Source organism: Paenibacillus terrae, assembly GCF_000943545.1.
Lineage (GTDB): Bacteria > Bacillota > Bacilli > Paenibacillales > Paenibacillaceae > Paenibacillus > Paenibacillus terrae_A.
In genome coordinates this window covers 15280-38657 of sequence record NZ_JTHP01000028.1, presented here as the reverse complement: position 1 = coordinate 38657, position 23378 = coordinate 15280, and the positions used below count along the sequence as shown (strand labels likewise).

The following is a 23378-nucleotide window of genomic DNA, read 5'->3' as shown; positions in this document are numbered from 1 at the left end:
TTATGCACCACCGATGTAATCCTGAAGTTGGACTATGCCATGAGCTTGATGATTAGCTTGGACTGGTAGTGCAAATACCAGTAAAAAGCCAGTTACTGTCAAGAACAAAGCCATCTTTTTGATCATTTTTTTCCCACACCTCCTGAGACATTTTTTCGTACCAAGACAGTGTTTCAGGAGCGGCATGCACTCTGAAACGGCCAAACAAACCTGAACAATTGGAAATAAGTAGTGCATGGTTTATTGTAACAGCTTTTTCAAAAGCATTTATTAAACATTTGAAACCATATGGATATCTACCTTTATTTAGGCTGTACTTGGCCATCTTATACCAAAACCGTACGTACTGTTCCGGTAAAACCTGCTGTGAGTACAGGTCAGCAGACGATGGCTCCTGATAGGCTGCAATTTGAGACTCAAAGCGCTGGAGGATATGATCCACATCCATGTTGTACCGATTAGCGGCTTCTATAACGTTCAAGAGTTCGGCAAAAATTTGTTGCTCGCCCGCCATATACTCTACGTAATCCGGCAGCACGCTAACATCTCCTGACATAAGCCTGTTCACGTACGTATTCATTTTTCCCCACTGCTGAAATAAGCCCATCCAGTGGAGTGTGTCTGAATCCTGCTCCTTTACCCAGCTTAAATCAGTATGTGCACGGAGATGCTCTAATGCCTGATCATAATGTCCTTTGGCATCACATGCATTTGCACATAACAGATCACCGTAGGCTATATATACAAAAAGTGGTCTACTTAGTTTCTTTCGTAGCCCTTGTTCCTTACGTCCAGAGTTGTGAACCATGTCATATTGCATTTTCCCTAGCCGTCTCATTTCCTTAGCAAATGTATATGTCTTGTCCCAATAGCCCATGGATCTGTATACATTCGCTAAGTCTTTTAATGCATCAAGCTGATCCATTTCATCCAAACGATTGATAAACGATTCAAATTTAGCGGCGGCTTCAAGGTTAACCGCTTGGTCTTTCCCAATATTTATTGTGAACAAGCGATACTGGCACACGGCAAGTCGTTCTGAGTGCTGATGCTTCTCACTCTCAGCCACCTTTGTATACAGAAAAGCAGCGGCTTCATTATACCCGTCTTTGAAAATATTTTCGGCTACCCCATAGAGCAAAGATGGATAGGTAGCATGGTCTAGCAATAGATAGACGACTCTTTTTAAACAATCGAGCCGATGAAGCTCCACACATCGGTGCAAGTACGGTCTAATTTTTCGCCAGTTCAGCGGTTCATAAATAATATACTCTTCAATATAACGCTCATAGAAATGATCCGGTGGTAACTCCATTCCTAGCGTAATCAGATCCAATTGATTCACGGAAATGGACTTATTGCCCGTCACAATACCACTGACGGTACCCGGATTCAATCCCGAGATATGTCCAAACGCGGTCTTGCTCAACCCTTTTTGTTCCAGGTATTTTTCTAATTCTGCTCTTATCCCAGGTGTGATTTCCATGTATAAACCACCCTTTCAACTTGAACTGTAGTATGATTCTCATTTCAATAAATCCTATAGTTGGAAAACATATAATATAATGAATCATTTACCCATTCATAATTATACCATCTATTGGAACAATAAAGAATAGTTCTATTTTATTGCTTCTTATCTTTTTAATAGGAGATTTTTGACATGAAATACATTGCCATGACGAGAATATTAGACCATTTGGGTCGCTTCACCATCCCCAAAGAAATATTATATACGTGCGATTTTGAACCTCTGGATACCGTTGAATTTTTTATAGACACAGAGAAGGGCATAATTATTTTAAAAAAATACATCGGTCAATCCTGTAAATTCTGTCAATCAACCGAAAGATTAAGCGCTTATAAAGACTCTCTCATATGCAATAGGTGTATAAATATGATCAAATTCGCTTTCATATCCAAAGCTAAAAATAACCTCACACCGAAACCTGTGCAAGATACAGAAACAGATAAACGGATGCTCCAGCCGAAGGAAGTCATGGCCCAATTGCTTTTGAATTTGTTAGAAAAGCATCCTAACGCCACTCAACAAGAATACGCCGATATGTTACGTATATCACAAGCCCGGGTCAGCCAGCTCAAACAGATCCTAGAGAAACATCAATATTTCAGGAAAAAGCAATGATTCTGCCACGCTTCTATTCTTCTTTATCATTCCAGTTCAGGAGGGATTATTATATGAAAAATACAGGTATGCTGCGCCGATTGGACTCATTAAACCGTATCGTTATTCCAAAAGAAATCCGTACCACCATGAACTTGGATATTGGTGATTCAATAGAATTTTTTGCCGATCATGAAACAGGCTTCTTGGGTATGCAAAAATATGTTGGCGCTTCCTGTAAGCTGTGTAACTCAACTGAAAATCTAACGTATTTCAGGGGTTCGCTTTTATGTAAGAACTGTACTGTCGAATTGAAGGGGAATATAAGCGTCAGTCCAATACCGATTCCTGTTGTTAAGGAACATACGTGTACAGAAAAGCGGACTTATCAGTCATCACAAAATCTGATCGAAAGCCTAAAAGAACTCATGCGCAGATATCCTAATGCAACACAAAATGAATATGCAAAATGGCTTGGCGTGTCACAAAGCCGTGTATCTCAACTCAAAAGGTTATTGTAGATTGTCACTACATGTTAACAGACATATAAGCCAAGCCTTCTACATGACAGGTTTGGCTTATGTTCTTACTCTACATTAGAAAATTGTGAAATTATTATGTAGTCCATCCATAACCGTTGACCCTCACTAAAACATGCCACAATAATTTTAGTTCTTGAAGTACCTCTTTATAAGTTCCACGGTCGCTCCAAAAATATTTTTTCTTTGAAAAATACCCTTTCATCTTATATAATAAAAAAAAACACGAACAAACGTTTCGGTTTTATCTAAACCTTGAGGTTTTGTGTATAGCCGACACCTATACATTGGTTTATATTTGGAGGCTGGATATGGATATTAATGAATTTCAACAATGGGTAAAGCAGTATTACCAGGAGAGAAGCTGGTCGGATTTAGATATATTCGTCCGAATTGGTTTCTTGGCAGAAGAAACGGGAGAGGTTGCGAGAGCCATTCGCGCCCTGGAAATCGGCAGAGACCGTCCCGATGAGATCGATGGTTCATTCGAGGATAACAAGAAACATTTAACAGAAGAACTTGGAGACGTACTGGGTAATCTTATCGTGATCGCCAACAAGTATGACATCACCTTGGAAGACATATTTCGGGCACACCAGCAAAAACTTGCAAAGAGATATTCATAAGGGGGATCTAATATGAAAAGCATTGCTGTTTTCTGCGGTTCCAGTGATGGAGCGTCTACGATTTATCGAGAGCATGCTATTGCTCTGGGCAAGGCACTTGCCGAACAAGAGATAAGCCTGGTTTATGGAGGAGCAAGCGTTGGTTTAATGGGTGCAGTAGCTGATGCGGTACTTCATGCAGGAGGTCACGTCATCGGTGTGCTCCCTCACTTTTTGCAAAGCCGTGAAATTGCGCATAATAGCCTGAGCGAACTAATCGTTGTTGATTCCATGCATGAACGAAAATCTAAAATGGCAGAGATTTCGGACGGATTTATTGCTTTACCAGGTGGCCCAGGTACGATGGAAGAATATTTTGAAATTTTTACATGGGCACAATTAGGCTTGCACGAAAAGCCATGTGGCCTTTTAAACATTAACCATTATTACGATCCTCTTATTTCCTTGTTTGATCGTATGGCTGAGGAACAATTTATGCAGGAAAAATATCGTGCGATGGTAATTACGGATACTACTCCGCAAGGAATCCTACGACAATTTACCAATTACACTCCTCCTGCCGTCAAAACATATATCACGAGCAAACAGACCTGACATTAGAATGGTACATATGGATCAACAGACATATTGTCCCAAATGATATAAAGGGAACACCACCGTCAACATCATCCCAGTGGTGTTCCTGTGAAATTGAGAGAAATTACAGGTTATACACCTGCATTTAACTATGTAGTCATCCAGTGAACGATGTCACGCCTAACGAGAACACCAAATTTAAATACCAGCGCCCGTAGCGGTTGGATGATCCATTTGCTCACTTCCCTGAAAATCACGGCGATAGAACCAACCGATCAGAACGGCAATGGTTGTCATAGCCGCAGCCAGTAAATACACCTGCACCATGCCGAAACGGTCTGCATACCAGCCCAGGAATAACAAGGATAGGCCGAAAGCGAGATTCGTAAGCACATCAATACCCGCCATCACTTTAGGGAGCTGAGCGGCCGGGGCACTCGTTTGCAGCAAGGTACGGCGAATAATTCCTGCCATTTGAACCGGTAAGCCGGATACAGCAAAAAGAACAAGCGCAGCGACTGGGATCGTATTGAGCGCAAACACCACCGTAATCAGCACATATACGAGCAACGCTCCGAGCATGTACAGAAAGCTGTTTCTTTGCAGTCGCTTGACCAAGCCAACGACGAGCAGTCCGCCCAGAATCGTACCCGAGAAAAAGGAGGCATTCATAAAGCCCCACCAGCTTGCATCCTGATGCAGCACCTGAGTAACATACGCCAGAATAAATACGCCAAGCCAGGAGGTTCCTCCAATGGTGTCCACACTATCCACGATCATCAAAGAACGAATGCGGCGGTTATGCCAAATGATCTGCCAGCCTTCCCCAAGCTCTTTCCAGTGAGAGCCTTTTTCCTTTGCTTTTGCTGTTTCTGACCCGCTCGTGGCAAACTCTGAAGATTCGGGGCTTAATTCCTTTTGATCCAGCGGATCACGAATGAATGAAGTAATAGTTACAGCCACCAAATAACAACAGGATGCGATCACAAGCGTATTCAGGGAACCGAGCCATGCCACAATAATTCCGCTCAACGCCCAGCCTGCACATTTAACCACTTGATCACTGACCGCCACCATGCCGTTGGCACGCATCAGTCCTTCGCCGGTTGCCAATCGGGGTACAAGCGCATTACGTGCCGGGTTGGTCCAGCCATCCAGAAATGACATACCAAACACCATCACGAAAATGAACAGAAACGACCTCTGATCAGGCGTGATCCACAAATAAAGCAGCAACAGCGTAAAGATGACAAACTGCCCAAATTGGGAAAATAGCAAAATACGCGTCAGTCGAAATCGGCCGAGGACTATCGGTGCAACGAGCCCGCTAAGCACTTGGGCAGACAATCGGAAGAGCGGAATCAAAATGGTCGTCATTAAAGAATTACTTGAGCTGAACACCAATACCACTACACTCAACATGTAGATGATATCTGCTACGTTGGAGATCGTCTGAGACCCCCACAGATAATAAAAAGAGCGTCTGATCAAAAAAATTTCCCCCTCTTTGGTACATCACCGAATTATGTATTGCCATAACCAGACCTCCCCTTGTTGATATTACAATTCTGTAAAATGTCTGGTTTTTTGTATATTCTACGCATAACCTTAAATTTCCTTCTTTTATCTTTATAGGAAATTCGGTGTCCAATCTGCTTTCAAGCCCATTTTCCAACCTGATCCAAAATAAAAAAAGCGCCTACAGCGCTCTTTTCCTCCAAAAATAGGCGATAAAGAGTACTTCGACGCTTCTTAAAATACAGTTACATTTATTTTATGTCATAACACGATGATATTTGAATGTATATTTAGCTCGTTTTGCTCTCTATTTCGTTAAATCCTCCACAAATTTAGGCAATACAAACGCCGCTTTGTGTATACGGGGACTGTAATACCGAGTATCCATCTCTGGAATTTGAGCCTCGTCTATTTCCAACGGATCATACTTCTTGCTCCCCAGCGTGAATGTCCAGAGACCACTCGGATAGGTTGGAATATTCGCACCGTATACACGTACAATCGGGAAAATCTCCTTCACATCTTTGTTGACCTTCTGAATCAAGTCAGCCTTGAACCAAGGGTTGTCCGTCTGCGCCACGAAAATACCATCTTCCTTCAGCGCTTCAAATATACCTTGGTAAAAACCGCGCTCGAACAGCGGCGCTGCCGGACCGACTGGCTCTGTTGAATCGACCATAATCACGTCGTATTCATTTTTATGCTCAATAATGTGCATGTATCCATCATTAACCAGTACTTCTACGTTGGGCTCATCCAGCTTCCCGGCGATTTCGGGCAAATATTGTTTGGAATATTCGATCACCTTGCCATCGATCTCAACCAGCACAGCCTTTTCCACTTCAGGATGCTTGATAACCTCACGAATAACGCCGCCATCGCCGCCGCCCACAACCAGAACCTTTTTCGGATTCGGATGGGTATTCAAAGCGGGATGTGCTACCATTTCGTGATATACGAATTCATCCTTCACGGTAGTCATTACCATACCATCCAGTACAAGCATGTTGCCGAATTCCTCTGTCTCGATCATCGCCAGATCCTGAAACTCCGTTTTTTCGGAGACATACGTTTGTTTGATTTTTGCTGTAATGCCGAAAGAGGGAGTTTGCTTCTCTGTAAACCACAAGTCCATCATTTCAACCTTCTTTCTCATCAAATTATGTGTCCGACAATCCTTTTATCGTTCAGGCCGCGCCCTCGCGGTTCTGGTCGTGGCAATATAAACATTGACTTCCTTAATATCTGCAATACGCACACGCCGTGTTTGCTATATTTATTGTACCAAACACACTGTACTTTCACACTTTTTGCTTATAGGCGATACTTGGATAGCCTGAAAAAGCCTTTTTAGACTCGATCTCGTATAAAATGTACACGTACACGCATCTGATGAATAGACGCTTTCGGATTGACAATACTGAGAACATCAACCATGGAAGGAGGTGGCAGGATGGCCGCTACAACCGGGCAATTCCCCAAACGCAAGCCGCTCTGGCTTCGATGGTTTCAGGGACTGCTGTCACTCACCATTCTGACGGTCATCGCTGCCTGCATTCTGCTCGCCTATTTATATACCACCAGTCTCCCGCTCGCGGATACGGACCGGAATTCGCGTCTGCTCGATAGCCAGGGCCAAGTCATTGCCACCTTCTCTGCCGGAGGCAAGGAATCCATTCCTGTCCAGTTGGATCAGATTTCACCCGATCTGATTGCAGCTACACTGGCTGTGGAAGACCGGAAGTTTTACGATCATTTTGGCTTTGATTTCAAAGGCCTGGGCAGGGCCGTGCTTGTCAATCTGACCCATTGGGATATGTCGCAAGGAGCCAGCACGCTGACTCAGCAGCTTGCACGCAATTTGTATCTATCTCATGAGAAAACATGGACACGTAAGGCCAAGGAAGCCATCTATACCGCGCAGCTTGAAATGAAGTACACCAAGAAAGAGCTGCTGCAGATGTATTTGAATGAAATCTATTATGGTCACGGTGCCTACGGCATTGAAGCGGCTTCGCAGATGTATTTCGGTAAATCAGCAAAAGATCTGGATTTGGCTGAAAGCGCCCTGCTGGCAGGAATTCCGAAGGGACCGACCTATTATTCGCCGTATAATCATATGAAAAACGCAAAGGATCGGCAAAAAATTGTGTTGGATTCCTTGGCGCTCACCAGCAAAATTACTCCGGCCCAAGCTACCAAGGCCTATGAGGAAATGCTTGCCCTGCGGCCCGAGAGCCAGCGCCGGACGGTAGAAACAGCCCCCTGGTTCCGCGACTACATCCGCCAGCTTGCAACGAATCAGCTGGGAATTAGTGAAAGTGTGCTGGAGCATGGCGGCCTAAGCATTTATACCACGCTGGACATGCACATGCAGCAAGCAGCCGAGGCGGCTGTAGACGAGGGCATGAAGAACAGCAACGGACTGGAAACGGCGTTGATCTCCATTGACCCGCGCAACGGGCATGTGAAGGCCATGGTTGGCGGGACCAACTATGTCGGCAATCAGTATAATCATGCACTTGCCACAACCCGGCAGCCCGGCTCGTCCTTTAAGCCGATTATGTATCTGAGCGCACTGGATTCTGGCGAATTGACAAGTACGTCCAAGTTCGAAAGCCGACCGACGTTGTTCCACTACGACAACAACCGTAAAACCTACAAGCCCAAAAATTTTGGAGACAAATATTTGGGCGAAATCGATCTGCGGCGTGCGATTGCGGCGTCCGATAATATTTATGCTGTAAGCACCATTTTGAAGGTGGGGACAGACAAGGTCATGGACCTCGCCCGCAAAATGGGCATTACGAGCGAGCTGAAGCCCGTGCCTTCCCTCGCGCTGGGCGTATCGCCTGTCAGCCCGTTCGAGATGGCCTCGGCCTTCTCGGTCATCGGCAGCGGCGGGCAAAAGGTCGCCCCGGTGGCGGTGCTGCGCATCACTGATGCGGCCGGGCGGTCGCTCTATGAAGCACCGCAGACCGCTCCGGTGCAGGTAGTGAAGCCCGCCTCTGCCTACGTCCTCACACGCCTTATGGAAGGCGTGTTCGAGGAAGGCGGCACCGGCAACCGGGTCGCAAAGCTGATCAAGCGCCCGGTTGCCGGGAAGAGCGGCACAACCAACACCGATGCGTGGATGGTTGGCTTCACACCCGAGCTGTCCACCGCCGTCTGGGTCGGCTATGACAAGGGCAAGGCCATCAGCACGCAGGATGCCCGGCGGGCGGCACCGATTTTCGCGCAATATACGGAGAAAGCGCTGGAGAATGTGCCGCCCAAAATCTTTCCCATCCCTGACGGTGTAGTCAGCGCCTATATTGATCCAGCCAGTGGCAAGCTGGCTGCGCCGGACAGTCCGGATAAGCGGCTGGAGGTATTCGTCAGCGGCACGGAGCCGAAGGAATCGCTGTCAGGACAGGATAACCCACCGACAGCGCCACAGACTGACCAAGCGGAGCGGCAGGCAGAAAAGAAATCATGGTGGAGCAATTTCAAGCGATGGTGGATGGAGTAACAACAAAAAAGACTGAAGGAACGCTATAAGCGCTTCTCTCAGTCCTTTTTTACTTCATTTTATTTCCTCATATCTCCCATGTATCTCTCTTGCCACGATTATCCGCAGCTTCCCCTTCCGGTACGCTTTTCCCCAAAGGTTTGCTTACCAAAAGCAGCTAAACGAGTCGATACGGTTGGTGTCTACACCATAATAAGTCCAGAAACGACCATTCCACCGAAATCCCGCTACGGATGTTCTGCCTACAAAGATGGGATACAGCCAGAAGCGCTCCCCATTCGTCAGCCATACAAACGTGTTGCGGAACAAACACCCGGAGATGGCTAAAGGGTCAATAGCATAGGCCGTGACCAGTGGCTTTGGTGGCGTAAATTGCGGTGGTGGGGCTGTTGGCGCTTGAGCTTGGGGTCCGAGTGGACCTTGGGATCCCGGTCCTATAGGGCCAAAAGGCCCCTGCGGCGGTGGCGAAAAAGACCCTCCCCCGGGTGGTGGTCCCATCGGTGACGGGAACGAACCCTGTGTGCCAGGAAATTGTGGAAGCGAGGGACCGGACGGTGTGAATGGACCCGGAGTTCCCGGTTGCGTTCCGAAAGGGACCTGTGGCATTAAAGACATGTGTTTCACTCCTTGTGTTCTAGGCTGATGTATCCTATGCGGGACATCAGCCCTTGGACTGGGCGAATCCCCATACCGTCGCCGCATTCCGCTATTTCGTCCCATTTCATCAAAAGTTCTATCCTGACCCGATTAACTCCCTGTCCGAGAGTATGATTTTCTTCATGACGTGCTTCTTTTATCGTTGAATATTTCCATTAAAAAAGAGAGAAGATGTTAACATCCAATATACAGTCCAAGGAGTTGACCTCATGCAAGATTCTAGTCCAAAAATTACAACATTTTTCATGTTCTCCGGTCAAGCAGAAAAAGCCATGCAATTCTACACCTCTGTGTTTAAGCCGTCCGATATTATTAGCGTAATCCATCAAGAGAATGGAACCGTGTTACATGCTGTATACACCCTCAAAGGACAAACCTTCATGGCTATTGACCAAAATCATCAGGACAAGCACCCTTTTTCTCCGGCCCTATCGCTGTTCGTCACCTGTGACTCGGAAGAAGAAATTCACCGCGTGTTTGATCAGCTATCGCAGGAAGGACAAGTACTAATGCCGCTCGAAGCCTCGCCCGTAAGCCAACTATTTGGCTGGGTTCAAGATAAGTACGGAGTTTCATGGCAGTTGAATTTGGCAAAAGGGTAACCTGCGATGTCCTAATATCCCGATTGCAAAATAACCCGACTAAGATAACTCTGATCTCAGCCGGGTTATTTATTATTGAAGTGCATTCATGATCACATGCTGACCTTTACCTTGATGATCATGTTTGGTATGTTCATTCTGGCATTGCTTACCTACATGAAAAAGAAGTAGACCGCCCCTAACCAAGGTATCAGTCTACCATTCGACCCTACTGCCGTACACGATTAGAATTATTATACGCTAATCTCCTAGAATCAAAAACAGATTACATAGAATTATCTACTTCATGCGATCAATACTTTCAACAAATTCGCGATTCCGTTCCAGACAAATTACAGCATGTTATATTGAATAAAAAACATACTGGTCAATTCCTGTCTGTTTACAATAAGCGAGACAACACCAAACTTTTACGGTTATCTTTTTCTTCCTAAATATGAACGGGTATAATTAAAACAATATTCCATCTTTTTTTGATTATAATATTAAATTTGATATTTGTTAGTAGAAGGATGTGTGAAATTGTCTAATAAATTAAGCAATAACAATATTCAAAAAAATTTTAGTGCAGATTGTGAAAAATGTTTTGGTTTATGCTGTGTAGCTTTACCTTATGCAAAATCTGCTGATTTTGCTTTTAACAAGGATGGAGGGACTCCTTGTCAAAACTTGCAAGCGGATTATCGTTGTGGTATTCATAAGAATCTAAGAAATAACGGCTTGCGAGGCTGTACTGTATATGATTGCTTTGGGGCAGGTCAAAAGATTCCTCAAGTTATGTACAACGGAAAAAGTTGGCGAGACAACCCGGCAATAGCTGAGGAAATGTTCAATGTATTTCCCATCATGCAACAGCTTTACGAAATGCTTTATTACTTAAATGAAGCTCTTAGCTTAGAAGAAACTCAACCCATCTATACAGACTTACAAAAAGCTATGGCGAAAACCGGCAACTTACTGATCAAACTCCAAAATCCCTCATAGATCTTCACGTACCAACCCATAGGGCACTTGTTAATGGTTTACTTCTACAAGCAAGTGAATTAGTGCGTGAAAAAGTTAAGCAAAAAGACCTTATCGGTGCAAATTTAAGAGGGGCTAATCTTAGAGGTGCCAATTTGAGAGGAGTTTTACTTATTGCTGCTGACCTCCGAGAAGCTGATATGAGAATGACCGACCTTATCGGTGCAGATTTCAGAGACGCTGATTTAAGTGGAGCTAATCTCGAAGGAAGTATTTTTCTTACACAAGCACAATTAAATTCGCTAAAGGCAATTGTAAAACCAAATTACCCCCTTCTCTAAGCATTCCAGACCATTGGTTAAATTAGATTTTATAGATTTCTCTTTTCTGATTTCTTTCTAATTATCTAGCAGACTTCGAGGAGTTTATACAAAAGACAATAGACCGCTACCTATGATAGTGGTCTATTGTTGAACCTAACTCCCGACTGTTCGTGATCCTAACGCATCACCTTGATTAGAGCACACACTTCCTCTTCACCGTACCCTGCATCCAAAGCCTTTTTAAAGAGACCTTGGGCAAATACGGGGAATTCATTATTCATCCCTGCTTCACGAGCCTGTTCCATGAGAAGATCCACGGTAACCATACTCATATTCACAGAACTCTGTGGCTTATCGTAAGCTCCGCTCTGAATTAACTCACTCTCATACTTTATTACCCCGCCAATAACGGGAGATATCTGGGCAATCATCGCCCCAAAGGTATCCACACGAAGATCATCTGATTCAAGAATACGTGCAGCGTGGAAAAAACCGAGATACGAACCAAATAGATACGAAAGAAATGCCAAATCCGTCGTAGAAGCTGCGCTAACCTGCCCTCCCAAGTACAATACATTTCCAGCCAAGCTTTTAAGTAGCGGCTCACACTTCTGAAATGCAGCAGGAGAACCGGATGAAAAAATCGTAGCTTCTGGCTGTCCCATCTGGGTAGGAGAAGCTACTATAGCTCCGTCTATATATTCAGCATGGTGCTTTTGAGTCCACGCTTCGTAATCTCGGGCCTGCTGTGGGCTTCCAGTGCTTAACTGGATGAGAATCCGTCCTGCCATATCCACTTTCACTTCGTCCGTGTCCAGAATATCATACGAAGCTGCATAATCAGATACACAGATAATTGACACTGCGCTCGCGCTTATTGCTGCTGCTGCATTAGGGGCCAAAACCGCGCCTGCCTTCACAATCAGTTCAGCCTTCTCACTTGTCCGATTCCATACCGTAACTCTATAACCACTTTGAAGTAACGATTGAGCGATTGCAACGCCCATAGAGCCCAAACCTATTACAGATACGCTGTTCATATTATTCACATTCTCCATTCTATTTTCTTTACGTTTCCAGATTCACTGGAATCAGATGTAGTAAATGAATGTCTTTAGAATCAATCATAGAGGCAAACGTTTGGAAAGCAGGCACAGATTTGAGCTTTTCCATCGCCGCCACTGCCATTTGCATATCAGACCAATATACAATGTCTGTCCATTGTGTTTCGTCAGAGGTATGTAGCAGTTGACGCTCTACTAACTCCATTACATATTGCTCATTCTTCATCTTAAAACTCTCCTCATCCTCTTCATTCAAAAAACATCCTCACACCTTATATCACAGTCATTTAATGCGAAATAAGTTTGACTCACTGTTATTCCAGATGTGTGTACCTTGACTTCGAGGTTAAGCATACGTAATAATAGTGCCAACTATTGTCACTATTATTTATTTTCTTTTAAAAGAAGGAGCAAATTATGCACAAAGCACAACGGCTCGTTCAGCTCATCATGTTAGTAAATGAACGTAAAAAATTTACCATACAGGAGTTAGCCGACGAATGTGGCGTTTCACGTCGAACCATGATTCGTGATCTGATGGAGCTAAGTGAACTCGGAGTTCCCCTATATTCTCAGACAGGGCCTGGAGGTGGCTATCGAGTGCTGCGCGAGAAGGTCCTACCACCAATCAGTTTCACAGAGCATGAAACGATGGCATTGTTTTTTGCCTGCCAATCATTACGCAATTACAAATCCCTCCCCTTCACAAACGAAGTGGACATGGCCCTGCACAAGTTTTTTCATTATCTATCTAGTGAACTTAAGCAAAAGATCGAACAAATGCAGCAGCGGCTTGTCTTCTGGATACCTCCGCATGACATAGAAGTGCCTTTCTTAAGAGATCTACTGGAGAGTGCGCTGGAACAACGCGTCATTACAATTGTTTATGAAGCAGCCACGCGTCGAGAAAGGATGATCCAGCCACTCGGTATTTATACAATGAACGGATTATGGTATTGCCAGGCTTATTGTTTTCTTGCAGAGGATTATCGAGTGTTCCGTGTGGATCGAGTGAAGGATTTCTTTGACGAAGGGGACCAAAGTAAGAAAATCGATATGAACGGGGATCATATTGAGCAATGGGTTATGCGCATGGATGAAAGTGATATGGCAGAATTGGAAGTAGATTTAACATCCGAAGGTGTACGTCGATGTCAGTCAGACTTGTGGTTGGCACCATCTATCGAATTGAATGAGAATGGCTCGGGCACGATTCGTACAACAATGAGTTCATCATTTACGACATGGGCGGTACATTTTTTTCTTGGGCTTGGCATGGAAGCAAACGTAAAGCAACCTCAAGTAGTACGTGAACAAATAAAAAATAAACTCCATGATCTGCTGAGCCAATATGCTTAGCCATATTTTCAAATTGTTCTGAGCCTGCTCTGAATTAGAGTGACAGGCTCAGAGGTGTGTCATGGACGATAATCATAAATATCACCCCTGCACTCAACTTGCGCCGCCCCTTTCGATTCCAATCATACTTAAACCTCTATGGTAAACGCACTTCACTAATTTCACTCCGTAGTCCACACTCTGCGAATCTGGGCTTCTGCTTCTTTGATTTCAAGCAAATATACGTCCGGATTCGAAAGTGTTTTCCACTCCTCAAACCCAAACTGCGAATCGTAATGTCGAATGAGAAGTGACAACAGAGCCCCATGAGTTACAATGATGATCGTTTTTTCTGTCCGTTCTATAAGCTCCTGAACAAGCTGTATTCCTCGATCTGCCGCTTCACGGGATGATTCCCCTCCCTCCAGCTTCAAATCCTCGTCCAGATAGGTCTGTTTCAGCACGTCCATCCAATGATCTAAATGCACACGGCTAAGCACCCGTTCCTGAAGACGTAGATCAGTATATACCTGCAACTGTTTCCGTTCAGCCAAAGGCTGAATGGTTCGCACGGCCCGTTCCCACGGACTGGATACGATATATTCCACACCTACATTCTCCATAAAATCAGCCAACTGCTCAGCTTGCTGGATACCCTCATCGGTGAGTCGGGCATCTGGCTCCTGTCCTGTTGCTTTGGCATGTCTCGCAAAGTAAATCTTCTTCACGTAATCACTCCTAACCAGTAAAGTTAGTTACACTTCTACTTTCATGAACCTCTGATTAAACCTGAATAAAGTAAAAAAGCACTCTTTGCAAGAGTCATTGTCACACAAATTTAGAATTCTACATATTGACAAATAATTATTTTTATGTTATAATTAAGGTTTACATATTTTAATTTCGTGATACGATTCCTTTGTATTACATCAACTCTTTTAGGAGGATTCGATGCAATTGGACAAGGGAATACAGATACTTCAGGTTTCTTCTACCATCATGGGACGAACAGAGAGCATTCACCCCACCTTAATGTGGGACGAAGATAATATGATTTTAGTGGACACGACTTACCCCGGGCAATTACCGCTTTTACAAGAGGCTATTCTAAGTACCGGATTCACCATCCATAAACTTACCTCCATATTCATAACACACCAGGATCTTGATCATATCGGCAGTTTAGCAGATGTAATCCGGACTTGTCCATCCCCAGTTCAGGTGTTTGCCAGTTCTATCGAAAAGCCCTATATACAGGGAGAAAAGCAGCTTATAAAGCTGACACCAGAAGCGATAACTCAAGCTGTAAGCTCCATGCCCGAATCCGTCTCAGTAGAGTGGAGATATGCATTCCGGCGTACACTTGAAAATCCCCCGAAGGCTGCCGTAAACTCCACGATCGTTGCCGGGGAGGAATTGCCCTTCTGTGGAGGGATCGTAGTTATAGATACTGCTGGTCATACACCGGGACACCTAAGCTTCTATCATAAGACCAGTCAAACTTTGATTGCAGGAGATGCTCTGAACGTAGTGAGTGGCGAGCTACAGGGGCCAGATCCACAATACTGTCATGATTTTAACATGGCGAAGGAATCTCTTAAAAATCTGCTCCCCTATGATATTAAAAAAGTGATTTGCTTTCATGGAGGGCTTTACGGAGGCAATTGTAATCGGCGGATATCTGAAATATGCGGTTTGTGACTTACTTATCTAAAGAAAAGACTAACCAGAGATTCCAGTTAGTCTTATCCTACATATTTTACTGTTAAACCCTAAGAATTTACCTAATGATCTTACGCAGTAGGAAGCTGAATGCTGACTAGGCTTTCAAATAGACTCTCAATACAGGTGCATCAGGAGAAGCAGACGAACCTTCCAATATTTCCACATGACTGATCATTTCTTGCCCGTCTGGAACAATTACCGGAGTAATTACCGGCAAGCCATCCTGTTGAATAGCGTTCAGATCAAACTCCATCAATAATTGCCCCGCTTTAACGTTATCGCCTGTTTGGACATGAGGGTTAAAGCCCTGCCCTTTGAGTGAGACGGTATTAATCCCGACATGTATCAAAACTTGTACACCACATTCATGCTCAATTATCAGGGCGTGCTTGCTTTTCTCCATCACATGAGCGACTTTCCCCGTAAAAGGAGCCGTGACCCTGCCTTCAGACGGATGAATAGCGATGCCTTCCCCCATAGCCTTCGTAGAGAACGCAGGATCTGGAACCTCTTCAAGGGAAACCACTTGTCCTTTAATTGGTGCTACCATGTCGAATTCTTCAATACGAGGAGCCGCCTTCTTTTTCAACCATTTAAACATAACGATGCCACCTTATTTACAGATTACATTCATAAACAGTGAGCAGGACTTAACTACACTCTTTTAGGAACCGGTTCCACAAAAGAAATAAATAAAAACCGGATTTTGGAACCGATTTATATTTGAATTATAGTGAATGCCTTTCCAGGATGTCAAGGCGCTATCAGTCAAATAACCACATATATCGACAATTATGATTTTGTTACTTTGATATGCTCCAACAAATCATGGGTTAGATCCTTTCAAGAAGTTCATTTTCTTTGATTATATTCAAAACATTTTAACATGTAATCCAATCTCACCGAAGGCAAATGTTATGCTCCTATGTAGTTACTAACGCTTTCCAAATCTGACTTCATACCTAATAGAATAGCCACAAGGCCTAATCCCCAAAATACAATAGCATCATTTATCTGCCTTAATACATAGTTATTCCACTTAATAGGTAGGAATGGTATAACCACCATAGATAAAGCCTATCTCAGTCGAGCCATTTGCTATTACAATTACGTATTCAAGTGTTTTTACTCTCAAAAAAGTATTTTTTATGGTATACTTTCCTAGTACAACATACGGCTAAAAGGGCGGTCGGCTAGTCTCCCCGAAGGGAGGTGATGCCCATGGAGGTTAAAGACGCAATTTCTTTGATGATCATGTTTGGCATGTTCATTCTGGCATTGCTTACCTACATGAAAAAGAAGTAGACCGCCCCCCTACAAGGTATCGATCTACTTCTGAACCTTACTGCCGACTGCTCTTTAAGCAGTTTTTGTACACTGGAGTCGTGTTGACGCACGGCTCCTTTACTATTCTTACCTCAGTATAGCTCATTTTATTACGTAAATACAGTTTTTTCATTCAAAAATTTTACTGATTCCTCTGCTATTTACTTGTTCAGTACATATTCTATCAGGTATGAAAGCTTGCAATTGAAAGCATCACAAAGCTTAAACAAAGTTTCCAATTTGGTCGTTTCTATATTCGTTTCACGATATAATTTATTGATTGAATTTCTGCTAAGTCCCGATAAACTCCTCAGCTCCGTTAAAAAAGCAGTTCCTCCAAATACGGAGAAACTGCTTCAGTGGTTGATCTTCCGCTTACCCTTCCAGCGCCTGCTTCAATTCCTCAGGCGAAGCGTCCCACCATTCCTCATTATGAGAAATCAGCAGGCTTTTGAGTGCTGCTTTATCCTCACTGCCGAGATCCTCCAGCATGAAACGACGCTTGAGCGCGTAATCCATACGGTTGACGTGATCGGCGAGGATTTTCCAGCCGCGTTTGGCTTCGTCGTCAATCAGCATCTCACAGGCAGTCGCGCCACCGTACACACGTCCTTCGGGTGTACGATCCACGGCTACCCATACCAGCCACACCTGGCGTCCGTTTGGTACATCCTCTTTATTGGTAGAAAACTTAATCCCGCGTTCTACTTTACTTTTGGCATGCATGGCACCGACATCAATTTTGGCCTCGCCGCGGTCAATAATGACCGGGGACATGCTGTTCAGGTCGATTGAACCTGCGCCGAAGCCCTTATGTTTACTCTTGCCACTGACAATGTTCAGTGCAATCTGTTTTTTGCCGTCCGGCTGATTTTCACTCATGCGTCACTAAGCCTCCATTTTCCGTCTTGACACTCATTCTACACTATAAATATTTTAACTAATAATCTCCCGAAAGCAAACATATACATGCTGTAGATGCTTGTCAACGGGAGGTATCCATTGTATGACCCCAGCACGCACCAAAATCGTTTTATTGTCTACACTAGCCCTCGGTCTCCTCGTAGGGACGTTATGGTTTGCCTGGCAGCCTGAATCTAAGTCCGATCCGCAATCCTTGGGCAAACCGCCGTACGATTCCCAGTCGGAGTCTGCGCTTGCGCCAAACATGGGCAAGCCCCTGGGGGCAAACATCCTGCCTGACGTACCCCAAAGTCCTCCACAGCCCGCTTCGGAAATTCTCAGCAAGCGTGTGGTGGAATACCACATTGACGTGTCCCTGGAGGAAGGACAGGTTTTGCGGGGCACCGAGACGCTTACATGGAAGCATCCGGGCACAAAAACCGTGAATGATCTATATCTGCACCTGTACCCCAATGCCTTCTCTTCCATGGAAACCACCTTCATGAAGGAATCCGGGGGCAAGCTGCGCGGCGACACCATGCCCAAGAACGGCTTTGGCTCCATGACACTAACTGAACTTAAAACGGAAGACGGTTTATCCCTCCTGCACCGGACTCAATACGTGCAGCCGGATGACGGTAACGTGAACGACCGCTCGCTCATGAAGGTACGTCTCCCCAAGCCAGTCCGAGGTGGTGAAAGCATTACATTATATATGAAGTTTGAGGTAAAGCTACCCGCCATCTTCGCACGTATGGGCGCAACAGATGATTTTGTCATGGCGGGTCAATGGTTTCCCAAACTTAGCGTCTACGAAACCGCAGGACAGCGTGGACGCGCCGAGGAAGGCTGGAATCTGCATCAGTATCATGGAAACTCCGAATTTTACGCCGATTTCGGAATTTACAGTGTGCGGATTCGAGTGCCTGAAACATACATCGTGGCTGCAACTGGATTCCCCACCCGTGGAGCAGTCCGGCAAAATGGACAAAAAATATATCAGTTCTATGCCGATGACGTGCACGACTTTGCATGGGCCGCTTCACCGAATTTTGTAGCCGCAGAAGAGCCATTTTCCTCTGCCGAGGTGCCGGGTGTCAAAATCAAGCTGTATCTCGACCCATCGCACAAAGAGCTCAAGGGACGCTATATGAGTGCAGCCAAGGCCGCTCTTTCCTATTACAGCAAGTGGTACGGACCTTATCCATATTCGACCCTGTCCATCGTTGTACCACCCAAAGCAGGCAGCGGCGCGGGCGGCATGGAATATCCCACACTCATTACGGCTGCAGCGGCTGATAACCTGAATCCAGGCTATAGTCTGGAGCGGACAGTCGTTCATGAGATTGGGCATCAATATTTCTATGGAATGGTGGCAAACAACGAATTCGAGGAACCATGGCTGGATGAAGGCTTTACCTCTTATGCAGAGGAACGGCTCATGGAGCAAGAGTACGGACTTATCCCCAACTTGCCGTTACAGTCTGGACAGGTATCTTCCCCGCAGCCGTTAAACCGTGAGTCCTGGAAGTACGGCTCAGCTATTAAATATGCACAAAATGCCTATTCTCGGGGTAAGCTGGTGCTGCGTGGCATTGAACGCCAGGTCGGCGTAAAAAAAATGGACCGAATTATGCGTACCTACGTCCAGACCTACCGATTCAAGCATCCATCCTCACAGGATTTTCAGCGTATCGTCGAAAGAGTCACCGGACGTTCGTGGAGCCACTATTTTGAACAATATGTATACGACGGCCAGATGGCGGATTTTTCAGTGGATCGCATTACGAACCGCAAGCTGGCCAACGGATACGAAGCAACCATCACACTCAGCAAAAAAGGGGCAGATTATCCCAAGGTCCCTGTTCAAGTTACCTTCAAGGACGGTACAACGATATTCAAGGCATGGGACGGCATGGGCAAAAGCACCACCTATCGACTTAAAAGTGCATCCCCGGTCTCCCATGTGATTGTTGATCCACTGTACACGATTGCGCTGGAGAACAAGCATATCAATAACAGTCTGAAGGACGAACTGAACGAAAAAACCCAGACCCGTTGGAGCATAAGTGTAACCAAGCTGCTGGAGACACTGCTTGGAAGTCTGTCATGGTGAGGTGTCTATAGATGCGTACCGTTATAAAAGAAGGCTGGGCGCTTGTGCGCATACAATTTTATATTGTCATCATTCTGTTTCTGTATCGACTGCTATGGGGCGTTTTTCTCTATCGGGTGGTACAATCCGCCGTTACTCCCCTGCTACTGCGCTACCCTGATCAGGGTCAAAATGAACTGGGGCAGACCTTGTTTTGGATGGAGAGCCAGATTGCCCTGACAGACAACCGAGAGGTTCATATGTATCTGTGGATACTACTGGGGGCAACGGTGCTGCGTATACTGATTACCCCCTTCATCCGGGCGGGAATATACCAAAGTCTGCACACCCATGCGACCGAGCCGCAAAGTCTGTCTTTTTTCCGTGGAATGAAACGTCATGGTTTATCATCGCTGATCTATTACGTCATCGAGCTTGGGCTCTTGCTGCTCCCTGCTTTCTGGGTGGTGCCGAGGCTCTACCCTATCGTAGCCGGGGCGCTGCAATCTCCCGCCTATCTGCTGCATGTGCTGCCCTATGCCATCGGTTGGATCGCCTATGGCTGGTTCATCCGCCAGTGCATCCTGTACATGCAGTTAGGCACCGTAGGTGGTCACGCCATACTGTCGTCGCTGCTCGCCTTCTTTCGCCAAATCCTCCCGGCTATCGGTATTTCGCTTCTGCTCGGCGCAGGTGTGCTGCTTGTCCTTGGTCTATTCGGCACGGTGGCGATGATTTGGACTGGCATGCTGGCACTCATTCTCCAGCAAACGTATCATTTTGTTACCAGTCTGGTCAGGCTATGGCACATCAGTTCACAGTACCGCCTATGGCATACCGATATCTCCGGCAGAGGTTGAACCCCCACTCCGTTCCTCCTGAGCAATTTCTGGCTGTCGAAAGGCGACTATCTATATCCATTCCTATCCATGAAAATGGCACATAACTGAATACTCTTAACAAAATCTGTTCCCGCGATAAAGGGAGCAGATTTTTTTGTAACTTTTTGCGATGAAACATTTGCCAAAGCCAGCCAACTTTGTTACAATAATCGCAGTGAACTGATAGTAACAACTTTGTAATCTTTATTGTAACCTTTACCTTAAAAACATCGTTATCGTGAATACTGCTCTCCAAGGTGCACATCTTAAGTTAAGCCTAATTCCTGGCACCTAGGAAGCGGGGGAACCAGTTTGGGTGAATTGATCTCGCAACAGAGTGGTCATAGGGGAACCTTCTACCGAATCCTTAAGCTAACCTCGCAGGCATTGGAAGGGGTATATTTTTTTTGAAGAAGAAACTAACAATCGCAGCCATGGGTCTTGCCATTGCCTTTACATCTTTTACATTCGGTGGCGGCAGTGCATTTGCAGACTCCAAGATGGACCAGGTCATCCAAGATACCAAAGGAACGAGCTACAGAAGCGGAGGCACTACACTCGACGGATTCGATTGCTCCGGCTTCACAATGTATGTATATCAAAAACTGGGAATTAAACTGCCGCATCAATCCGGATCACAATTCAAAATGGGATCTTCCGTATCCCGCGATGAAATGAGACCTGGAGACCTGGTGTTCTTCAACACCACAGGTAGAGGCATTTCCCATGTAGGTATCTTCATGGGTGAAGGGAAATTTGCCCACTCCTCATCTTCACGTGGTGTAGTTGTTAGCTCACTGAACGAAAATTATTACGCTAACCGATATGTCGGTGCCAAAAGAATTATGAGCACAGATGCTTACCACGCTGTAGCTTCTGAAACTCCTGATGACGACAACGTAGAATAACTAACGAACAGCAAGCTAACCTGAGCCGCAATTGGATTCTGGCCGGAATCGAATTGCGGTTTTTTATGTCCGCAACATCAGAAACGTTAACTTTACTGACGAACTGACACCTCAAAAGGTTTCAGTTTTTGCGAACATCGTCGGTTTTACCGTCACGGCGGGGGAGCATATGAGCAGTAAAGCCTTCTTATTGAATGTATACCCGACTTGGGTATGAAATAAACACGCTTGCCAATCCCCTGCAACTTGTCTACAATCTGTTGTTAATAGTTTAAGTACTTGTAAAAGGAGGATGGGAAAACATGCCGGCCTCAATATCTAACTACCGAATCGTGCCGATGGACGAGCAGCAGGCGGCTGCGATATGTGAGTGGCGCTATGATCCACCCTACAATATATACGGCTGGCTACCTTGGGAACAAATGAAGGCGCTTGAGGTCGAATTTGGAAGCCCCACGCTCCGCCAGGAGCAATATGTAGCCGTACTGGATGACGAGAACATACTAACCGGATTTGCTCAATATTTCCCGATGATTGGCGTGACCCGGCTGGGTCTGGGAATGCATCCCGGATTGTGCGGGCATGGCAGAGGCGCCGAATTTGTCCGTGCTATTGCCGAGGAAGCCAGACGACGCAACCCTGAGAATGAAATTGATCTGGAGGTGCTGACCTGGAATGGGCGCGCCATCCGGGCTTACAAGGCAGCCGGATTTGAGCTTACGGATACCTATGAACGTCAGACTCCCGATGGCAAGAAGCCGTTTCATTGTATGGTGTATCATCCTGACCACCAGCCTCGTGTTCTATGATAAAAGCGCCTTCGGCATACAACTGCATTGTTGTATATCGAAGGCGCTTTTATCATACGGTAGGCCACGATTAGCTCAATGACTGCTACGCATTTTCTCAAAAGCTTCATTATATTGTTGGGCTTCCTTAATATCCACGGCCATAATGCCACCGTCATCCCAGGAGGTTAAACGCAGGGTCACGGTCTTATAATCAATCGTAATAAATGGATGATGATTAAATGCTTCCGATATAGCAGCAACTTCATCCACGAATGCAATCCCTTTCATAAAACTGGAAAAATTATATTTCCGGACAATCCATCGTCCTTCCTCCAGTTCCCAGCCCTCCAGCTTCTCCAGATGTGCTTCAATCTCTTCTTGTGTAAAAGGCATGATACGACTCCTCCCTGTTTATACGGAAGCCTTTCAGCCGCTTGAATGCGACCAAAACTACGATATATTGGTGTCCATATTACCACGGCCCCGTTGATAAATCTATAAAACGGCCTGCTCAAATCAAAGGTACCGACGTCAACTCCTCATCTCCAATGAGCACATAGATACGGTGCTGCTCCGGTTCATAGATGACAACGCCGCTGCCCACAGTGATAACGGGCTCTGTACTCAGTGCATAAAACAGGTCTTCAGCCAGCGCTTCATTGACTTCCTGACGCCCTGCCGGGTCCAGCCTGTCCCAATCTTCTGCTTCCATTTCGAAAAATTCATAGCTATCTGGAATGCGTCCCACAGCCTCTGTCAAATCGTTCAAAATTTGTTCATACTCCCGTCCGTGCTTCACTCCCATGCCATTTCCTCCAATTCTTCCACCATTCATTACATAATCACCTTATTATACCGGAAATTCGTACTTAACAAAAAAGAGAGTTTTGTCGATAAATACTATAAT

The 23378-nt window shown here is 45.3% G+C and carries 26 protein-coding genes, 2 pseudogenes and 1 riboswitch; of the genes and pseudogenes, 15 read left to right on the top strand and 13 right to left on the bottom strand.

The features are described 5' to 3' along the window. Positions 1–52 precede the first annotated feature (52 nt). Entirely contained in the window at positions 53–1486 is a 1434-nt protein-coding gene (locus QD47_RS14805) for a helix-turn-helix domain-containing protein (protein ID WP_044646859.1), read from the bottom strand. A gap of 177 nt (positions 1487–1663) precedes the next feature. Here QD47_RS14805 and QD47_RS14800 point away from each other — a divergent pair, with 177 nt between their 5' ends. Together QD47_RS14800 and QD47_RS14795 are read left to right on the top strand one after the other, a co-directional pair. Next, positions 1664–2146, top strand: a complete 483-nt coding sequence (locus QD47_RS14800; RefSeq protein WP_044646858.1) for an AbrB/MazE/SpoVT family DNA-binding domain-containing protein — start codon at positions 1664–1666, stop codon at positions 2144–2146. A gap of 53 nt (positions 2147–2199) precedes the next feature. After that, positions 2200–2646 (top strand): AbrB/MazE/SpoVT family DNA-binding domain-containing protein, encoded by a 447-nt coding sequence (locus QD47_RS14795; RefSeq protein ID WP_044646857.1) that lies wholly within the window; start codon positions 2200–2202, stop codon positions 2644–2646. A 94-nt stretch (positions 2647–2740) separates the two neighbouring features. Here the strand turns inward: QD47_RS14795 and QD47_RS31645 are convergent, their stop codons facing one another. Then, positions 2741–2869: a DUF3626 domain-containing protein gene (locus QD47_RS31645; RefSeq protein WP_268794249.1), complete on the bottom strand. Its 129-nt coding sequence runs from the start codon at positions 2867–2869 to the stop codon at positions 2741–2743. Between the two features lie 106 nt (positions 2870–2975). On the opposite strand from QD47_RS31645, the gene QD47_RS14790 reads away from it, so the two are divergent. Both QD47_RS14790 and QD47_RS14785 read left to right on the top strand, forming a co-directional pair. Continuing rightward, complete coding sequence (locus tag QD47_RS14790) at positions 2976–3290, top strand: MazG nucleotide pyrophosphohydrolase domain-containing protein (protein WP_044646856.1); 315 nt, start codon at positions 2976–2978, stop codon at positions 3288–3290. A gap of 12 nt (positions 3291–3302) precedes the next feature. Next, on the top strand, positions 3303–3884 hold the full coding sequence (locus QD47_RS14785) for an LOG family protein (RefSeq protein WP_044646855.1): 582 nt from the start codon (positions 3303–3305) through the stop codon (positions 3882–3884). 180 nt (positions 3885–4064) lie between these two features. Here the strand turns inward: QD47_RS14785 and QD47_RS14780 are convergent, their stop codons facing one another. Both QD47_RS14780 and speE read right to left on the bottom strand, forming a co-directional pair. Beyond that, positions 4065–5357 (bottom strand): MFS transporter, encoded by a 1293-nt coding sequence (locus QD47_RS14780; RefSeq protein ID WP_044646854.1) that lies wholly within the window; start codon positions 5355–5357, stop codon positions 4065–4067. 334 nt (positions 5358–5691) lie between these two features. Beyond that, positions 5692–6519 (bottom strand): polyamine aminopropyltransferase, encoded by an 828-nt coding sequence (gene speE / locus QD47_RS14775; protein ID WP_044646853.1) that lies wholly within the window; start codon positions 6517–6519, stop codon positions 5692–5694. Positions 6520–6837: 318 nt separating this feature from the next. Here speE and QD47_RS14770 point away from each other — a divergent pair, with 318 nt between their 5' ends. Continuing rightward, positions 6838–8895, top strand: coding sequence for a transglycosylase domain-containing protein (locus QD47_RS14770; protein WP_044646852.1), 2058 nt, complete (start codon positions 6838–6840; stop codon positions 8893–8895). Between the two features lie 144 nt (positions 8896–9039). Here QD47_RS14770 and QD47_RS14765 read toward each other — a convergent pair whose 3' ends face one another. Then, the gene (locus tag QD47_RS14765) at positions 9040–9510 is read right to left on the bottom strand and encodes a hypothetical protein (protein WP_044646851.1); all 471 of its coding nucleotides are present in this window, start codon (positions 9508–9510) and stop codon (positions 9040–9042) included. Positions 9511–9761: 251 nt separating this feature from the next. Between QD47_RS14765 and QD47_RS14760 the strand changes: the two genes are divergently transcribed. The 3 genes and pseudogenes from QD47_RS14760 (at position 9762) to QD47_RS14755 (ending at position 11484) form a co-directional block, all read left to right on the top strand. After that, positions 9762–10154, top strand: coding sequence for a VOC family protein (locus QD47_RS14760; RefSeq protein ID WP_044646850.1), 393 nt, complete (start codon positions 9762–9764; stop codon positions 10152–10154). Between the two features lie 96 nt (positions 10155–10250). Beyond that, positions 10251–10325 (top strand): putative holin-like toxin, encoded by a 75-nt coding sequence (locus tag QD47_RS34155; RefSeq protein WP_354454516.1) that lies wholly within the window; start codon positions 10251–10253, stop codon positions 10323–10325. 351 nt (positions 10326–10676) lie between these two features. Next, positions 10677–11484: pseudogene (locus QD47_RS14755) on the top strand (pentapeptide repeat-containing protein). Between the two features lie 132 nt (positions 11485–11616). On the opposite strand, the gene QD47_RS14750 reads toward QD47_RS14755, so the two are convergent. Continuing rightward, positions 11617–12480 (bottom strand): NAD(P)-dependent oxidoreductase, encoded by an 864-nt coding sequence (locus QD47_RS14750; protein ID WP_044646849.1) that lies wholly within the window; start codon positions 12478–12480, stop codon positions 11617–11619. 28 nt (positions 12481–12508) lie between these two features. Next, positions 12509–12730 (bottom strand): hypothetical protein, encoded by a 222-nt coding sequence (locus QD47_RS14745; RefSeq protein ID WP_082067190.1) that lies wholly within the window; start codon positions 12728–12730, stop codon positions 12509–12511. A gap of 191 nt (positions 12731–12921) precedes the next feature. Here QD47_RS14745 and QD47_RS14740 point away from each other — a divergent pair, with 191 nt between their 5' ends. Next, entirely contained in the window at positions 12922–13863 is a 942-nt protein-coding gene (locus QD47_RS14740) for a helix-turn-helix transcriptional regulator (RefSeq protein WP_044646848.1), read from the top strand. 161 nt (positions 13864–14024) lie between these two features. Here QD47_RS14740 and QD47_RS14735 read toward each other — a convergent pair whose 3' ends face one another. Then, positions 14025–14570, bottom strand: a complete 546-nt coding sequence (locus tag QD47_RS14735) for a histidine phosphatase family protein (protein ID WP_044646847.1) — start codon at positions 14568–14570, stop codon at positions 14025–14027. A 223-nt stretch (positions 14571–14793) separates the two neighbouring features. On the opposite strand from QD47_RS14735, the gene QD47_RS14730 reads away from it, so the two are divergent. Further along, positions 14794–15543, top strand: coding sequence for an MBL fold metallo-hydrolase (locus QD47_RS14730; protein WP_044646846.1), 750 nt, complete (start codon positions 14794–14796; stop codon positions 15541–15543). Between the two features lie 118 nt (positions 15544–15661). Here the strand turns inward: QD47_RS14730 and QD47_RS14725 are convergent, their stop codons facing one another. Continuing rightward, positions 15662–16168 carry a PTS sugar transporter subunit IIA gene (locus QD47_RS14725; protein ID WP_044646845.1) on the bottom strand — a complete coding sequence of 169 codons (507 nt, stop codon included), beginning with the start codon at positions 16166–16168 and terminating at the stop codon, positions 15662–15664. Positions 16169–16782: 614 nt separating this feature from the next. Between QD47_RS14725 and QD47_RS33915 the strand changes: the two genes are divergently transcribed. Further along, positions 16783–16872, top strand: coding sequence for a putative holin-like toxin (locus QD47_RS33915; RefSeq protein ID WP_305954445.1), 90 nt, complete (start codon positions 16783–16785; stop codon positions 16870–16872). Between the two features lie 182 nt (positions 16873–17054). On the opposite strand, the pseudogene QD47_RS30785 reads toward QD47_RS33915, so the two are convergent. After that, a pseudogene (locus QD47_RS30785) lies at positions 17055–17216 on the bottom strand (helix-turn-helix domain-containing protein); the annotation flags it as partial. A gap of 52 nt (positions 17217–17268) precedes the next feature. Continuing rightward, a complete protein-coding gene (locus tag QD47_RS14720; RefSeq protein WP_044646844.1) occupies positions 17269–17775 on the bottom strand; it encodes a YwhD family protein in 507 nt (168 codons plus the stop codon). 124 nt (positions 17776–17899) lie between these two features. On the opposite strand from QD47_RS14720, the gene QD47_RS14715 reads away from it, so the two are divergent. The 4 genes from QD47_RS14715 (at position 17900) to QD47_RS14700 (ending at position 22489) form a co-directional block, all read left to right on the top strand. Continuing rightward, the gene (locus QD47_RS14715) at positions 17900–19912 is read left to right on the top strand and encodes a M1 family metallopeptidase (protein ID WP_044646843.1); all 2013 of its coding nucleotides are present in this window, start codon (positions 17900–17902) and stop codon (positions 19910–19912) included. Positions 19913–19923: 11 nt separating this feature from the next. Further along, positions 19924–20751 (top strand): hypothetical protein, encoded by an 828-nt coding sequence (locus QD47_RS14710; protein WP_044646842.1) that lies wholly within the window; start codon positions 19924–19926, stop codon positions 20749–20751. A gap of 285 nt (positions 20752–21036) precedes the next feature. Further along, a riboswitch (cyclic di-AMP (ydaO/yuaA leader) is annotated at positions 21037–21174 on the top strand. Positions 21175–21179: 5 nt separating this feature from the next. Continuing rightward, positions 21180–21680: a C40 family peptidase gene (locus tag QD47_RS14705; RefSeq protein WP_044646841.1), complete on the top strand. Its 501-nt coding sequence runs from the start codon at positions 21180–21182 to the stop codon at positions 21678–21680. Between the two features lie 302 nt (positions 21681–21982). After that, entirely contained in the window at positions 21983–22489 is a 507-nt protein-coding gene (locus tag QD47_RS14700) for a GNAT family N-acetyltransferase (RefSeq protein ID WP_044646840.1), read from the top strand. 75 nt (positions 22490–22564) lie between these two features. Here the strand turns inward: QD47_RS14700 and QD47_RS14695 are convergent, their stop codons facing one another. Together QD47_RS14695 and QD47_RS14690 are read right to left on the bottom strand one after the other, a co-directional pair. Beyond that, positions 22565–22864, bottom strand: coding sequence for a 4a-hydroxytetrahydrobiopterin dehydratase (locus QD47_RS14695; RefSeq protein ID WP_007428083.1), 300 nt, complete (start codon positions 22862–22864; stop codon positions 22565–22567). A gap of 118 nt (positions 22865–22982) precedes the next feature. Then, positions 22983–23276 carry a hypothetical protein gene (locus QD47_RS14690; protein WP_044646839.1) on the bottom strand — a complete coding sequence of 98 codons (294 nt, stop codon included), beginning with the start codon at positions 23274–23276 and terminating at the stop codon, positions 22983–22985. Positions 23277–23378 lie beyond the last annotated feature (102 nt).